Raw genomic sequence first — 14,029 nt, 5'->3', positions numbered from 1 at the left:
GGAGAACTCAAGCCAGAGAGCGGAGGGCCACGCCCATGTCCTGCCAATTCTGCGGATGGCAGGTGAACAGCAGCACCTGGTGGCGCCGGGCGGCATCGAAGAGCACGCGCTTCATCTGCGCCAGGCGCGCGGCGTCGCTGTGCACCAGCGCGTCGTCGAGGATCAGCAGCGTCGGACGGCCGGCCTGCTGCAGCAGGTCGGCGTAGGCGAAGCGGCTGATCAGGCCGAGCTGCTCGCGGGCGCCGAAGCTCAGGTCCTGCACCTGGCCCGACTCGGTCGCGCCGCCGGCGTTCGTGCGGGTCAGCATCCCGGGGGCGAGGCCGGCGTCGATCTGCACGCTGGCGCCCGGCAACAGCAGCGGCAGGTAGTGCTGCAGGCGCTCCTGCAAGGGCGCCTGCAGGCGGGCCAGCGTGGCCTGGCGCTTGGCGTCGAGCTTGCCGCAGAGCAGGTCGAGCGCCTCGGCGCGGCGCTGCAGCTCGGCGTGGCGGCGCCGGGCCTGCGCGAGGCGGCCGGCCAAGGCATCGCGCTGCTCCTCGAGGCCTTGCGCGCCGGCTTGCTGCAGGGTGTTCTCGAGCAGCAGGATGTCCTCGCGGCGCTGCTGGTGGCTGCGCGTCATCTGCTCGATGCTGCGCTGCAGGCGGTCGATGTCCTGGGCCACGATGTCGGGCCGGGCTTCGCGCACCTGGGCGCTGGCCTGCTCGATCCGCGCGGCCAGGGCGGCGTGTTCGGCGCCGGTGGCGAGCAGTTGGTGCTGGGCCTCGGCCTGGCGCTGCAGGCGGACCGGATCGGCCAGCGCCGCCTGGGCCGCGGCATGCTCGTGCTGCGCGGTGCCGTGGAGGCTCTGCGCGGCGGCCTGCTGGCGCTGCGCCCTGGCCAGCGCGGTGGCGGTGGCCTGTTCGGTGGCCGCCGCCGCATCCTGCTCGGCCTCGGCCTGGTCCGGCGGCAGCACGGGCTCCGCCGGGGCCTCGGGCAGGCGCACCAGGGCATCCTGCGCCGTGCGGATGCGCGACTGCGCCTCGGCCTGCGCGCTGCGCAGCGGCTCCAGCCCCTTGGGCGCGACGATGGCGAAGGCCTGCTCGGCCAGCCGCATCTGCGCTTCGCGTTCGACGACCGCGCTCAGCCGCGCCTGCGCTTGCGCGAGATCGGCCACGCCGAGCGCCAGCAGCGCGGCCTTCATGTCCTGCTGCGCCTCGGCATGGCCGCGGGCCAGGAGGGCCAGGTCTTCGCCGCCCGGCGTGATGATCAGTTCGCCGCCGCCGGGCAGCCGGAGCGTGGTCGGCGCATCGAGCAGCCGTTCGCCGCGGGCTTGCAGGTCCAGGCTGTCACCGTGTGTTCGCAGGCCCAGGGTTTGGCCCTCGGGCAGGTGGAACTGCAGGCGCGTGGCCACCGCCTGGCGCCGCAGCGCGGCGTCGCGTTCGGCGCGGTCGAGATCCAGCAGCCGCTGCACCTGGGCCTTGCCGATGCCGGGCGCCGCGGCGGCGCTGGCGCGCAGCGCGGCCAGGCGCTGCCGGGCCTCCTCGGCGCGCTGCAGCGCCTCGACGCTGCGGGCGAGTTCGGCCTGGGCCTGCTGCAGCTGCTGCCGCAGGCTGTCGCGCTGGCCCTCCTGCCGGGCGATGCGCGAGGCCTCCCGGGCCGCGTGGGCGCGCGAGCGGGCGGCTTCGGCGTGCTGGCGCGCCGCGGCCACCGCCGCATCGGCGGCCTGCAACTGCAGGGCCGCCTGGGCCAGCGCCTGCCCGCGGGCGGCGGCGTCGGACTGCTGCCGCGCCAGCCCGTCGAGTTCTTTCGCCAGCAGGCCGCGGGTGCCTTCGAGCTGGAGCAGCCGCGTCCGGTCGCTCTGCAGCTGCGCCTGGCTCGCCTGCAGGGCCTGCTCGCGCTGGCGGACCGCCGCGAGTTCCTGGCGCAGTGTTTCCCAGGGCTGGGCCGCGTCGTCGGCCCGATGCTGCTGGCGCAGCGTGGCCAGCTGATCGACCTGCTGGCGGTAGGTGCCGATCTGCGCGTCGAGCGCGTCGGCTTCGGCCTGCAAGGCGACGGTGGCCTTGGCGCTGTCGGCATAGGCGCCCGCGGGCTTGCCCGTGGCCGGCGTCAGCAACTCGTTGCGCTGGACGCGGAACTGTTCCAGCAGCTCATCGCCGCCGGTGGCGGCCAGCGCCCCCGCCGCTGCACCGACCTGCCCCTGCAGCGCGTCATGCAGATGGTCGCGCGCGGGGTCCACGTCCAGCACCTGGCCCGTGCCCTGCTCGACCCACAGCAGGCCAGGAATCCCCCAGTGCTCGGGTTTGCTGGCGCCCTTGCTGGCGAAGGCGAAACCGAAGCACTGGGCGAGGTGGTCTTCCGCCTCGGTGCCGTCGAGCGTGCGAACGCCGATGCGCAGCGTGCAGCGCTTCTTGCCTAGGAAGCTCTTGACCAGTTGGTGGGGCTGGCCGTCGAGCACGAAGTCCAGCTCGATCTGCGGCGCCGCGCCGCTGCCCTCGCCCCACGGGCGCAGGTCGTCGACCACGGTGGAACGGTGGCGCTCGAAGAAGGCGGCGCGGATGGCGCGCACCAGCGTGCTCTTGCCGGCCTCGTTGGGGGCCGTGAGGATGTTGAGGCCGGCTTCGAAGCCGCGCAGTTCCAGCGGCTTGCGGAAGCGCCGCAGTTGCTCGACGCGCAGGCGGGTGATCTGCAGGTTCATGCCGGCGCCGCCTCCATCGGAACGATCGCCATGGCTGGCGCGCGCTGCACCAATGCGGTGGTCAGCAAGGTGAGCGCCTCCTGCGCGACCCGCGCCTGCGGGTCGTCCCCGCCTTGCGCCTCGCGCAGTTCCGCGATCACCTCGCCCAGATAGCCGTCGGCCTGCAGGCTGGCGATGTCCTCGTCGGTCGGCACCAGTTGCAGGGCCGACAAGTCGAACTGCAGATGACGGGCCCGCGCCTCGGCGCTGCCGACCGCGGCCTGCAGCCGCTGCCGGCCGGCCAGGTCGATGCGGCCCTGGACCCGCAGGTCGACCACATCCTGCGCACCGAGCCCGCCCAGCTGCGCCAGCAGCACATCGAGGTCGCTCGCGACATGCAGGTGGGCGCTCAGCAGGTGCCAGCGAAACTGGCCGACGGCCAGCGGCGTGACCTGCGGCTGCGCGTCCGGTGCCGCGATCTCCACCAGCAGCGCCTGGCCGGCCTCGTTGGCCTTGAAGCGATCGGGCTCGGGCGTGCCGGCATACCAGGTGCGCGCATCGATACGCTTGCAGCCGTGCCAGTCGCCCAGGGCCAGGTAGTCGAGCCGGGCGCTGGCGGCGCGCTCGGGCGCCAGCGGATTCGCCGAATCGATGCCTTCGGCCAGGATGCCCTGCACGCTCCCGTGCGCGATGCCGATGCGCAGCAGGCCGGCCGGCGTTTCGGCGGCGTCGAACCAGGCAGTCAGGTCGTTGTAGGTGTGGCGCTGCGTCAGCGGGGCCGGCAGCACCGCGAAGCCCTGCGCTTCGAACAGCCGAAGCTCGGGCGTCAGCAGCAGGTGGGCGTTGGGCGGCACGGCGCCGAGGCGCTGGGCGCGGGTCCAGACGCTTTCGGCCAGGGCGGCATCGTGGTTGCCGGGGATCATCAGCCAGGGGCCGGCATAGCCCGCCAGCGCATTGAACAGGCGGCGCACGGTGCGCTCCGACACGGTCTGCGCATCGAACACGTCGCCGGCGACCAGCACCGCGTCGACCTGCTGCGCGGTGGCGAGCGCGGCCAGGCGCTCGACCGCGGCGATGCGCGCCTCGGCCAGGATGGGGGCGTGCTCGGGATCGAAGGTGGCGAACTGGCGCCCGATCTGCCAGTCGGCCGTATGAAGGAAGCGTGTCATGGTCCGTGGTGCCTTTGCACCATTACATCATCATTTTGATGACATAAAATTATCTTTTTGATCTTTTATGGTGACGATCAGGTTACCATCTGCGCAATGCCGCCGATCCCCCGCGCCCAGCTCGAACGCCTGTCGTACATCGACTTCCGGCTGTACTTCCTGGGTCAGCTGCGGCGCTCCGACCTGGTCGCGAAGTTCGGCATGGGCCCGGCCGGCGCGACTCGGGACATCGCGCAGTACCGCGAAGCGGCGCCCGGCAACCTCGATTTCGACGGCACCCGCAAGCTCTACCTGCCGAGCGCCTCGTTCACCCCGCTGTTCGACCACGCGCCCCGGCGCGTGCTGAGCGCGCTGGCGCAAGGCTTCGGCCAGGGCGCCGCGGAAGACCTTTCGCCGCTCCTGCGCTGCGAGACCCCGGCCGCGCTCAGCGTGCCCCGCATGGAGGTGCTGGCGCCCGTGACCCGGGCCATCCACTGCGGCAAGGCGCTGCGGCTGGTCTACCACTCCATGTCCGGCGAACCCGGCGAGCGCGAGCTGGTGCCTTTCGCCTTGGTCGACTCCGGCGTCCGCTGGCACGTCAGGGCCTTCGACCGCAAGACCGCCGAGTTCCGGGATTTCGTGCTGACGCGGATCGAGTCGCCGGTCGTGATCGAGGACAGCGAGGTCGGCCGCGAGGAAACCGCCGAGCACGATGTCCAGTGGAGCCRCATCGTCGAGCTCGAACTGGCGCCGCATCCCTCGCATCCGCGCCCCGAAGTTATCCGGCGCGACTACGACATGCCCGGCGGCGTGCTGCGCCTCAAGGTGCGGGCCGCCAATGTCGGCTACATGCTGCGGCGCTGGAACGTGGATTGCTCGCCGGACCACAGCCTGCGCGGCCCCGAGTACGCCCTGTGCCTGACGGACCCGCTGGTGCTCTACGGCGCCGCGAATGCGCTGCTGGCGCCGGGCTACCAAGCGCCCGGGCGCGCCGGCCCCGGCTGATAAACTTCAGGGTTCCCGCCAACGCGACCACACCCCAGAATCCAGCCGCTCAAGCCCGCATCGCGCCTGGGCTGCCGGGCATCGAACACAGAATCCATGGACTACCCCGGCAACATCTTCGTGGTCGCGGCGCCCAGCGGCGCCGGCAAATCGAGCCTGGTCAAGGCCCTGATGGAGCTCGACTCGGCCGTGCAGCCCTCGGTGTCGCACACCACCCGCCCGCCCCGCGGCCAGGAAAAACACGGCCGCGAGTACTTCTTCGCCTCCCACTCCGAATTCGACGCCATGGTCGAGGGCGATGCCTTCGTCGAATGGGCGCATGTGCACGGCCAGCGCTACGGCACCTCCAAGAAGGCGATCGAGGAACGCATCGCCCAGGGGGCGGACGTCATCCTCGAGATCGACTTCCAGGGCGCGCTCCAGATCCGCAAGACCTTCTCCAACGCCGTGATGATCTTCATCCTGCCGCCGAGCTGGGAAGAACTGCGCTCGCGGCTCGAGCGCCGCGGCGAGGACAGCGCCGCGATCATCGAACTGCGGCTCCAGAATGCCGCCGAAGAGATGGCGCGCGCGGGGGAATTCGACTTCGTTATAATCAACGAGGTATTTGAGCGCGCACTTTTCGACCTGAAAGCGATCGTCCACGCTCAGCGGCTGCGCTATTCCGCGCAGCGCCGCGCACGCGCCGACACCTTCGCCGCGCTGAACATCCCCTGAAACGTCCGCCCACCGAAAGATCCTCATGGCCCGCATCACCGTCGAAGATTGCCTCGTTCACATCCCGAACCGCTTCCAGCTCGTGCTGGCCGCCACCTACCGTGCGCGCATGCTGAGCCAGGGCCATGCCCCGAAGATCGAAAGCAAGAACAAGCCGGCCGTGACCGCGCTGCGCGAAATCGCCGAAGGCAAGATCGGCCTCGAGATGCTGAAGAAGGTCCCCGGCTGAGAAGTTGATGCTCACATGCAACAAGGAAGCACCGTACGCGGTGCTTTTTTTGTGGCCGAATGCGACAACTCGGCTCGCACGCTAAAGTGCAAGCCATGAGCGCGGTCGTCAAGCCCCAGTCCGGGACACCCCCTGCCCTGCGGCCGAGCCCCGCGGCGCTGAATGCGGCCGCCGCCAGCTTCGCCGCCCTGACCGACCGGCTCGACTACCTGGGCCCCGAGGACATCGAGCAGGTCCGACGCGCCTACCGCTTCGCCGACGAGGCCCACCTGGGGCAGCTGCGCAACAGCGGCGAGCCCTACATCACCCATCCGATCGCCGTGGCGGCGCAATGCGCCGAATGGAAGCTCGACGCCCAGGCGCTGATGGCGGCCCTGCTGCACGACGCGATCGAGGACTGCGGCGTCACCAAGTCCGAGCTGATCGAGCGCTTCGGCGCCCCGGTGGCCGAACTGGTCGACGGCCTCACCAAGCTGGACAAGCTGCGCTTCAACACCCGCGAGGAGAACCAGGCCGAGTCCTTCCGCAAGATGCTGCTGGCGATGGCGCGCGACGTGCGGGTGATCCTGGTCAAGCTGGCCGACCGCACCCACAACATGCGCACGCTGGACGATGCGCCGCGCGAGAAATGGGCCCGCATCTCGCGCGAGACGCTCGAGATCTACGCCCCGATCGCGCACCGCCTGGGCCTGAACCAGACCTACCGCGAACTGCAGGACCTGTCGTTCCGGCACCTGCGGCCCTGGCGCTACGCGGTGCTGTCCAAGGCGGTGGCGAAGGCGCGCGGCCGGCGCCGCGATCTGATCCAGAAGGTGCAGCAGGAAGTCGAGACCGGCTTCTCCGCCGCCGGCATGAGCGTGCGCATTGCCGGGCGCGAGAAGACGCTCTATTCCATCTACCGCAAGATGGACGAGAAGCACCTGAGCTTCGCCCAGGTCACCGACATCTACGGTTTCCGGCTGATCGTGCCGAGCGTGATTGCCTGCTACACCGGCCTGGGCATCCTGCACCAGATGTACAAGCCGCTGCCGGGCAAGTTCAAGGACCACATCGCGATCGCCAAGCTCAACGGCTACCAGTCGCTGCACACCACGCTGGTGGGCCCGTCGGGCGTCAACGTCGAGTTCCAGCTGCGCACCGAGGCGATGCACGTGGTGGCCGAATCGGGGGTTGCGGCCCACTGGCTGTACAAGGCGGCCGAGCCGGCCGCGGCGACCAGCGAGCGGCTGGGCGCCAAGTGGCTGCAGTCGCTGCTCGACATCCAGGACGAGACCCGCGACGCCGCCGAGTTCTGGGACCACGTCAAGGTCGACCTGTTCCCCGACGCGGTCTACGTCTTCACGCCCAAGAGCCAGATCATGGCGCTGCCGCGCGGCGCCACCGTAGTCGACTTCGCCTACGCGATCCACAGCAACATCGGCGACCACACCTCGGCCGCGCGCATCAACGGCGACCAGGTGCCGCTGCGTACCGAACTCAAGAACGGCGACGTGGTGGAGATCATCACGGCGCCGGTGTCGACGCCCAACCCGGCCTGGCTCGGCTTCGTGCGCACGGGGCGCGCGCGCTCCAAGATCCGCCACTACCTCAAGACCCTGGCGCATGCCGAATCCGAAGGCCTGGGCGAGAAGCTGCTGGCGCAGGCGCTGCGCGCCGAAGGCCTGGGCAAGCTGCCCGACGACGATGCCGAGCACCAGGCGCTGTGGGAGAAGCTGCTGCGCTTCACCGGCAACCGCACCCGCTCCGAGCTGCTGACCGACATCGGACTGGGCAAGCGCATCGCGAGCATCGTGGCCAAGCGGTTGATGGCGCTCCTGGCCGAGCGCGGCGAGAAGCCCGACGCGCTGATGCTGAGCCGCGAACGCTTTACCGCGCACGAGGGGGTATCGCAGGGCGCGGTCACGCTCGACGGCAGCGAGAATTCCTCCGTGCGCTTCGCGCTGTGTTGCCGGCCGATCCCGGGCGATGCCATCGTCGGCTACCTCGGCCACGGCGAGGGCCTGGTGGTCCACACCGACGAATGCGGCGTCGGCCAGCGGCTGCGCTACAAGGACAGCGAGCGCTTCTTCGCGGTCGAATGGGCCGACGACCCGGTGCGCACCTTCGAGACCGGCGTGGTGATCACGGTGCGCAACGACAAGGGCGTGCTGGCGCGGGTCGCGGCCACGCTGGCGGACGCCGAGGCCGACATCACGCACGTCGAGATGGCCGACGAGACGCCGCAGGATTCGACCGACCTGCGCTTCGTGATCGCGGTGCGCGACCGCACGCACCTCGACGCGGTGCTGCGCGCGGCGCGACGCACGTCGTCGGTGCTGGCGGCGGCGCGGACAGTTCCCGCGCCCTGATTTGCCTTAGTTCTTGGGGTAGCTGACCGACAGCACCTCGATCTCGTGCACGCCGCCGGGCGTCGCCAGTTTCACCACATCACCTTCCCTGGCCTTGAGCAGCGCCCGCGCGATCGGCGAGATCCAGCTGACCTGCGCCTGGGCGCTGTTCGCCTCGTCGATGCCGAGGATGGTGACCTCGCGCTCCTCGCCGTTCTCGTCCGCATAGCGCACGGTCGAGCCGAAGAACACCTGGTCGCTGCCATGGTGCACCGACGGGTCGGTCACCTCCGCCACCTCGAGCCGCTTGGTCAGGAAGCGGATGCGGCGGTCGATCTCGCGCAGCCGCTTCTTGCCGTAGAGGTAGTCGCCGTTCTCGGAGCGGTCGCCGTTCTTGGCCGCCCAATGCACCGCCTCGACCACCTTCGGCCGCTCGTTGTCCATGAGGTCGAGCAACTCCGCGCGCAGCCGCGCATAGCCGGCCGGCGTCATGTAGTTCTTGCCGCCCGCGGGCAACGGCGGCAGCGCTGCGCCCTCGCCGTCGTCGTCGTCGTCCGCGTCGCTATCTTTCGTGAATGCCTTGCTCATGCTCCAAAGGTTGTATCACAGGGAAAAACTCAGTCGGTGGTGCTCAGCACCTCGCCGAAGCCCTGCCATTGCGTGCCCGTGAAGCGCGCCAGTTGCCCCTGCTTGACCAGGAAGAAGTCGGTCGGCGTGGTGTTCAGCGACATGCCCGTCAGGAGCAGCGGCAGCTTCAGGTTCTTGATGTTGGCCGCCTGCTTCATCACGTTCTCGCGCGTGAGATCGTTGCCGCACTGCTTGAGGATCTGGACCATGGTCTGCGCCGCGAGATAGGCGTAGAGGTTGGCGGCGTCCTTCGGGTCGCCCTCCTTGTAGTAGCGCCCCATGAAGGCGCGCCATTCGAGCATCGCCGGGTCGTCCTTCCACTGCGGATCGTTCGGGTCCTTGTAGTACTGCAGCGTGAGCAGGCCGGTCGACTTGTCGAGCCCGGCCGGCGCCAGCACCGAACCCACCGAAGCGGAGACGTTGTTGACGATGTGCAGCGGCTTCCAGCCCGAGTCGAAGGCCTTGCGGATCGCCTGGGCCGCGAACTTCGGCGTCGTGATGTCGATGAAGGTGTCGGCGCCGGAGCCCTGCAGCGTGAGGATCTGCGAGTCGACCGTCGGGTCGGTCACTTCATAGCTGGCTTCGGAGACCACCATCCTGGCACCCTTCGCGCCCAGGCCGTCCTTCACGCCCTTGAGCAGGTCCTTGCCGTAGTCGTCGTTCTGATAAAGGATCGCGATCTTCGCATTGGGCTTCTCCTTCAGCAGGTACTTGGCGTAGATCAGGCCTTCGGCCTGGTAGCTCAGGTTGAAGCCGAGCGTCCACGGAAAGTTCTTGGGGTCGGCCCATTTGGTGGCGCCGGTGGCCAGCAGCAGGTGCGGCACCTTCTTCGCGTTCACGTACTTGTGGATCGCCGAGTTGCTCGGCGTGCCCAGCGTCTGGAACAGCGCCAGCACCTCGTCCTGCTCGACCAGTCGGCGTACCTGCTCGACCGCCTTCGGCGGGCTGTAGCCGTCGTCGAGGCTGATCAGGTTGATCTTGCGGCCGTTGATGCCGCCGTTGTCGTTGATCATCTTGAAATAGGCCTGCTCGAGCTTGCCGATGGTGCCGTAGGCCGAGGCCGGTCCGCTGTAGGGCATGGTCTGGCCGAGCTTGATCTCGGTGTCGGTGACGCCGGGTCCGTATTTCTTCTGCGCCAGCGCGGGTGCGGCAAGGACGGCCAAGGCCGCGGCGAGCAGGGTTGCGCGACGGTAGGGACTGAATTTCATGATGTCTCCTTCTGTGTCAACGATGAACTCTCTGCGCGCTCGCGCCGCTGCCTGAGGCGGCCGGCGAGGATGCGGATCAGCCCGGCCACCCCGGTGGGCATCACGTACATGAAGACGATCAGGAAAACGCCGTAGATCGCCCACGGTGCGGCCTTGGAGATCTGGTCGGCGACGTTCGGTATGAACTGGATGAACAGCGCCCCGTAGATCGCGCCCTGGATGGACGCCAGCCCGCCGATCACCACGCCCACCACCAGCGTGATCGACAGGAAGATGGTGAACGAATCCGGCGCGACGAACTGGACCACGATCGCCCCCAGGGCCCCCGCAACACCGGTGTACATCGCCGAGACGCCGAAAGTCAACGACTTGACCATGGCGGTGTCGACCCCCATCGCCTGGGCCGCGATCGGCTGGTCGCGGATCGCCACCATCGCGCGTCCGATGCGCCCGCGCAGCAGGTTCCAGGCGAGGACGAACATCACGACCAGCACCCCGAGCACCACGAAATAGAGCCACTGGTCCTGCGTGAGCCCGGTCCACTCGGGCGCCTCGGGCTTGACGATCACGATGCCTTGCGCGCCGCCGGTCCAGTGCTCGAAATGCTTGTACTTGAGGATCTGCGGCATCGCCACGCCGAGCGCGAAGGTGGCCAGCGCCAGGTAGAGCCCTTCGAGCCGCAGCGCCGGCAGGCCGAACAGGAAACCGGCCAGCAGGCAGACCGCGCCGGCGACCGGCACCGTGAGCCAGTAGGGCACGCCGAACCGGTCCATGAGGATCGCCGCCACGTAGGCGCCGATCGCGTAGAAGGCGCCGTGGCCGAGCGAGATCTGGCCGTTGTAGCCGGTGAGCATGTTGAGCCCGAGCAGCGCAATGGCGTAGACCAGCGCCAGCGTGAACTGGAACACCCGGTAGTTGCTGACCAGGAAGGGCAGCGCGCAGGCCACCACGGCCAGCAGCAGCAGGCCGACCAGGCGAACCCTGGTCGATGGCTTGCGGGTGGGCGCGTGCGGCTCGGCCATGGTTCAGACCCGCGTGACGTTGACTTTGCCGAACAGCCCCGACGGCCGGATCACCAGCACCCCGACGATCAGCACCAGCGCCACCGTCAGCTTGAGCTCGGTGCCCAGCACGGCGCCGACCAGGTTCTCGAGCACGCCGACGATGAAGCCGCCGAGCACCGCGCCGCCCGGACTGTCGATGCCGCCGAGCAGGGCGGCGGCGAAGGCGTACAGCAGGATGCCGGCCATCATGTTCGGCTCGAGGAACACGGCGGGCGCGACCATGATGCCGGCGATGGCGCCGATCGCCGCCGCCAGGCCCCAGCCCAGCGCCAGCATCCAGCCGACGCGGATGCCCACCAGCCGGCTCGAGACCGGGTTCTGCGCCGCCGCGCGCATCGCGAGGCCGAGCGGCGTGTAGCGGAAGAACACGAACACCAGCGCCAGCACCGCCAGCGTGATGCCGATGGAGCCGAGCTCGTGCGAGGACATGAAGCGGTTGCCGAACAGCGGCTCGGTCGGGAACGGGCTCGGGAAGGGCTTGATCGTGTAGCTGAAGATCCAGCCCGCGAGGCTGTTGAAAATCACCAGCAGGCCGATGAAGACGATCACGACCGAGAGAATCGGCGCGTTCTCGACCGGCCGCACGACGATGCGCTCGATCAGCACGCCGAGCACGAAGGCGATCGCCACCGTGACGAAGAACGCCGCCCAGTAGGGCATGCCGGCCTGCATCAGGCTCCAGGCGATGTAGGTGGAGAACATCGCGAGCTCGCCCTGGGCGAAATTCACCAGGTGCGTGGCCTGGTAGATCATCACCAGCGCCAGCGCCACGCTGGCATAGATGCCGCCGGTGGCGAGTCCGGAGAGCACCTGGTGCAGCAGCACGTTCATGTCAGTATCCGAGGTAGGAGCGCCGCACCGCTTCGTCGTTGCGCACGGTCTCGGCGCTGCCCGAGATCACGACGCGGCCGGTTTCGAGCAGGTAGACCTGGTCGGCCAGCCGCAGCGCCAGCGCCGCGTTCTGCTCCACCAGCAGCATGCTCACGCGCTCCCTGGCGTTGATCTCGCGCAGGATCTCGAACAGCTCCTGCACGATGCGCGGCGCCAGGCCGAAGGAGGGCTCGTCCAGCAGCAGCAGCCGGGGCCGCAGCATCAGGGCGCGCGACACCGCGAGCATCTGCTGCTCGCCGCCCGAGAGGGTGCCGGCCTGCTGGAGGCGGCGCTCCCGCAGCCGCGGGAAGTGGTTGTAGATGCGCTCGAAATCGGCCGCCACCTCGGCCTTGTCGCGCCGCGTGTAGGCGCCCAGGCGCAGGTTCTCCTCGACGCTCAGCGCGACGAAGGTGCCGCGACCGTCCGGCACGTGGGCCACGCCCAGGCGCACGATGGACTCGGTCGCGCGGCCTTCGATGCGGCTGCCGGCGAAGTGGATCTCGCCCTCGGTCCTGACCATGCCGCAGACCGCGCGCAGGGTGGTCGTCTTGCCCGCGCCGTTGGCGCCGAGGATGGTCGTGATGCCGCCCTCCTCGACCCCGAAGTCGATGCCGTGCAGCACCTGGCTCGCGCCATACTGCGCGCGCAGTCCATGGACTTCGAGCAGGCGGGCCATCAGCCTGCGTCTCCCAGGTAGGCGCGGATCACCTCGGCGTTGGCCTGCACCTCGGCCGGCGAGCCATCGGCGATGATGCGGCCGAAATCGAGCGCCACCACCTTGTCGGACACCCGCATCACGAGGTTCATGTGGTGCTCCACCAGCAGCATCGTGAGCTTGAGCCGCTCGCGCACTTCGCGCAGCAGCTCCATCAGCCTGCCGACTTCCTCGTGGTTCAGGCCGCCCGCCGGCTCGTCGAGCAGCAGCAGCTTGGGCCGGCTCGCCAGCGCCCGCGCCAGCTCGACGCGCTTCTGGGTGCCGAAGGGCAGGTCCATCACGCGCGTGCCGGCCACGGCGCCCAGACCGAGCAGGCCGACCAACTGGTCGGCATGGGCTTCGAGCACCTGCTCCTCGCGCCGCACCCCCGGCAGTCGCAAGGCGTTGGCGAAGAAGCCGCTGCGGGTGCGGCAGTGGCCGCCCAGCAGGATGTTCTGCCGCACGGTCATGGTTCGGAACAGCGCGAGGTTCTGGAAGGTGCGGCCGATGCCCATCGCCGCGATGCCGTGCGCCGGCGTCGCGACCAGCGAGCGGCCCTCGAACGAGATGCGGCCCTCGCTGAAGGCGTAGAGCCGCGACAGGCAGTTGAAGAGCGTGGTCTTGCCGGCGCCGTTCGGGCCGATCAGGCCGACGATGTGGCCCTCCGGCACCGAGAACGACACCTTGTCGAGCGCCGTGATGCCACCGAAACGCACGGTGACGCCTTCGACGCGCAGCAGATCGGCACGATGGGCAGGCGAGGCGATGGCCGGCTCCTTGCACAGTGAGGCCGCGGCCGACTTCGGCCCAGCCTGCGCCCGGGCTTGCGCCCGGATGCCACTGGATACAAAAGATACCGGTGTTTGGAGGATCGGAAAGCCGGCTTTACCCTTGCCCGCGCGCAAGCGACGCCCACGGCCGAGCCGTCGCAGGAGCCGCGATGGCTGCGGACTGGCTCGGAGGTCGGATCAGGTGCGGCGCTCAGCCGACCTGCACTTGCGGTTCCGACGGCGATTCGACCTGCGGAACGAACGCCTCTTGCTGGTCTTGCTGAAGTGGCGACGCCTGTTTTCCGAAGGCGCCGCGCGCGACGCCCCGGACCAGATGGCGCGGCACATGGTGCGTCTTCTTCAGCTGCGCCAGGGCCTCGCTGCGTGCGGGCTCGGAGGCGGGCAGGAACATTTGCAATGAGCTCATCGTGGTCGCCCCAATGAAAGCCAGGAAACGGACGCGGCCCCTGGCTTGGCCGCGGGCGAATTATGGGCGTCCGACAGCCCGCAGTCACAGGGCGTCCACGCCGGCGGTAGTGTTGCTGGCGRCGTGCCCGGTTACATGCTGCSYGCCCCCGCGCGGGTTGGGCCAGGCCATCTCTTGAACTTTCTCAAGCGGCTCCCAGTTTCCATTCCGGAAGCGCTGGAAACGCCTCCGGCGCACCCTTCAACCCCGAATGGAGGTTTTCGCCATGTATCGATCCCTGTTCCCGCGCGACA

At 69.3% G+C, this 14,029-nt stretch carries 13 protein-coding genes; 4 read left to right on the top strand and 9 right to left on the bottom strand.

What is annotated here, in order from left to right:
• Positions 1-7 precede the first annotated feature (7 nt).
• A complete protein-coding gene (locus AB4Z46_RS25325; protein WP_442286310.1) occupies positions 8-2,671 on the bottom strand; it encodes an AAA family ATPase in 2,664 nt (887 codons plus the stop codon).
• Positions 2,668-3,819: a metallophosphoesterase family protein gene (locus tag AB4Z46_RS25320; protein ID WP_442286309.1), complete on the bottom strand. Its 1,152-nt coding sequence runs from the start codon at positions 3,817-3,819 to the stop codon at positions 2,668-2,670. The genes AB4Z46_RS25325 and AB4Z46_RS25320 overlap by 4 nt, the downstream gene beginning before the upstream one ends.
• 96 nt (positions 3,820-3,915) lie before the next feature.
• On the opposite strand from AB4Z46_RS25320, the gene AB4Z46_RS25315 reads away from it, so the two are divergent.
• The 4 genes from AB4Z46_RS25315 (at position 3,916) to AB4Z46_RS25300 (ending at position 8,097) form a co-directional block, all read left to right on the top strand.
• Positions 3,916-4,803: a helix-turn-helix transcriptional regulator gene (locus tag AB4Z46_RS25315; RefSeq protein WP_442286308.1), complete on the top strand. Its 888-nt coding sequence runs from the start codon at positions 3,916-3,918 to the stop codon at positions 4,801-4,803.
• Between the two features lie 96 nt (positions 4,804-4,899).
• Positions 4,900-5,520: a guanylate kinase gene (gene gmk / locus AB4Z46_RS25310; RefSeq protein WP_442286307.1), complete on the top strand. Its 621-nt coding sequence runs from the start codon at positions 4,900-4,902 to the stop codon at positions 5,518-5,520.
• 25 nt (positions 5,521-5,545) lie between these two features.
• Positions 5,546-5,749 carry a DNA-directed RNA polymerase subunit omega gene (gene rpoZ, locus AB4Z46_RS25305; protein ID WP_019656435.1) on the top strand — a complete coding sequence of 68 codons (204 nt, stop codon included), beginning with the start codon at positions 5,546-5,548 and terminating at the stop codon, positions 5,747-5,749.
• A 95-nt stretch (positions 5,750-5,844) separates the two neighbouring features.
• Positions 5,845-8,097: a RelA/SpoT family protein gene (locus AB4Z46_RS25300; protein WP_442286306.1), complete on the top strand. Its 2,253-nt coding sequence runs from the start codon at positions 5,845-5,847 to the stop codon at positions 8,095-8,097.
• 6 nt (positions 8,098-8,103) lie between these two features.
• On the opposite strand, the gene greB is transcribed toward AB4Z46_RS25300, so the two are convergent.
• From greB to AB4Z46_RS25265, 7 genes are all read right to left on the bottom strand, one after another.
• Entirely contained in the window at positions 8,104-8,664 is a 561-nt protein-coding gene (gene greB / locus AB4Z46_RS25295; protein ID WP_442286305.1) for a transcription elongation factor GreB, read from the bottom strand.
• Between the two features lie 29 nt (positions 8,665-8,693).
• The gene (locus tag AB4Z46_RS25290) at positions 8,694-9,911 is read right to left on the bottom strand and encodes an ABC transporter substrate-binding protein (RefSeq protein ID WP_442286304.1); all 1,218 of its coding nucleotides are present in this window, start codon (positions 9,909-9,911) and stop codon (positions 8,694-8,696) included.
• Positions 9,908-10,933, bottom strand: coding sequence for a branched-chain amino acid ABC transporter permease (locus AB4Z46_RS25285; protein WP_442286303.1), 1,026 nt, complete (start codon positions 10,931-10,933; stop codon positions 9,908-9,910). The genes AB4Z46_RS25290 and AB4Z46_RS25285 overlap by 4 nt, the downstream gene beginning before the upstream one ends.
• A 3-nt stretch (positions 10,934-10,936) precedes the next feature.
• Entirely contained in the window at positions 10,937-11,806 is an 870-nt protein-coding gene (locus AB4Z46_RS25280) for a branched-chain amino acid ABC transporter permease (protein ID WP_442286302.1), read from the bottom strand.
• Position 11,807: 1 nt separating this feature from the next.
• A complete protein-coding gene (locus tag AB4Z46_RS25275) occupies positions 11,808-12,521 on the bottom strand; it encodes an ABC transporter ATP-binding protein (RefSeq protein ID WP_442286301.1) in 714 nt (237 codons plus the stop codon).
• Positions 12,521-13,255: an ABC transporter ATP-binding protein gene (locus AB4Z46_RS25270; RefSeq protein WP_442286300.1), complete on the bottom strand. Its 735-nt coding sequence runs from the start codon at positions 13,253-13,255 to the stop codon at positions 12,521-12,523. Before AB4Z46_RS25270 ends, AB4Z46_RS25275 begins: the two co-directional genes overlap by 1 nt.
• Positions 13,256-13,520: 265 nt before the next feature.
• Positions 13,521-13,721: a hypothetical protein gene (locus AB4Z46_RS25265; RefSeq protein WP_442286299.1), complete on the bottom strand. Its 201-nt coding sequence runs from the start codon at positions 13,719-13,721 to the stop codon at positions 13,521-13,523.
• Positions 13,722-14,029 lie beyond the last annotated feature (308 nt).

The sequence above is a fragment of the Variovorax sp. M-6 genome, assembly GCF_052114385.1.
Lineage (GTDB): Bacteria > Pseudomonadota > Gammaproteobacteria > Burkholderiales > Burkholderiaceae_C > Variovorax.
Note: the sequence above shows the minus strand (reverse complement) of the source record. Positions and strands in the feature narration are given on the sequence as shown.

What these genes read in the sequence shown, in the direction of transcription:
- AB4Z46_RS25325 (WP_442286310.1), bottom strand. Translation starts at nt 2,671, where the DNA reads ATGAACCTGCAGATCACCCGCCTGCGCGTCGAGCAACTGCGGCGCTTC.
- AB4Z46_RS25320 (WP_442286309.1), bottom strand. Translation starts at nt 3,819, where the DNA reads ATGACACGCTTCCTTCATACGGCCGACTGGCAGATCGGGCGCCAGTTC.
- gmk (WP_442286307.1), top strand. Translation starts at nt 4,900, where the DNA reads ATGGACTACCCCGGCAACATCTTCGTGGTCGCGGCGCCCAGCGGCGCC.
- rpoZ (WP_019656435.1), top strand. Translation starts at nt 5,546, where the DNA reads ATGGCCCGCATCACCGTCGAAGATTGCCTCGTTCACATCCCGAACCGC.
- AB4Z46_RS25300 (WP_442286306.1), top strand. Translation starts at nt 5,845, where the DNA reads ATGAGCGCGGTCGTCAAGCCCCAGTCCGGGACACCCCCTGCCCTGCGG.
- greB (WP_442286305.1), bottom strand. Translation starts at nt 8,664, where the DNA reads ATGAGCAAGGCATTCACGAAAGATAGCGACGCGGACGACGACGACGAC.
- AB4Z46_RS25290 (WP_442286304.1), bottom strand. Translation starts at nt 9,911, where the DNA reads ATGAAATTCAGTCCCTACCGTCGCGCAACCCTGCTCGCCGCGGCCTTG.
- AB4Z46_RS25285 (WP_442286303.1), bottom strand. Translation starts at nt 10,933, where the DNA reads ATGGCCGAGCCGCACGCGCCCACCCGCAAGCCATCGACCAGGGTTCGC.
- AB4Z46_RS25280 (WP_442286302.1), bottom strand. Translation starts at nt 11,806, where the DNA reads ATGAACGTGCTGCTGCACCAGGTGCTCTCCGGACTCGCCACCGGCGGC.
- AB4Z46_RS25275 (WP_442286301.1), bottom strand. Translation starts at nt 12,521, where the DNA reads ATGGCCCGCCTGCTCGAAGTCCATGGACTGCGCGCGCAGTATGGCGCG.
- AB4Z46_RS25265 (WP_442286299.1), bottom strand. Translation starts at nt 13,721, where the DNA reads ATGTTCCTGCCCGCCTCCGAGCCCGCACGCAGCGAGGCCCTGGCGCAG.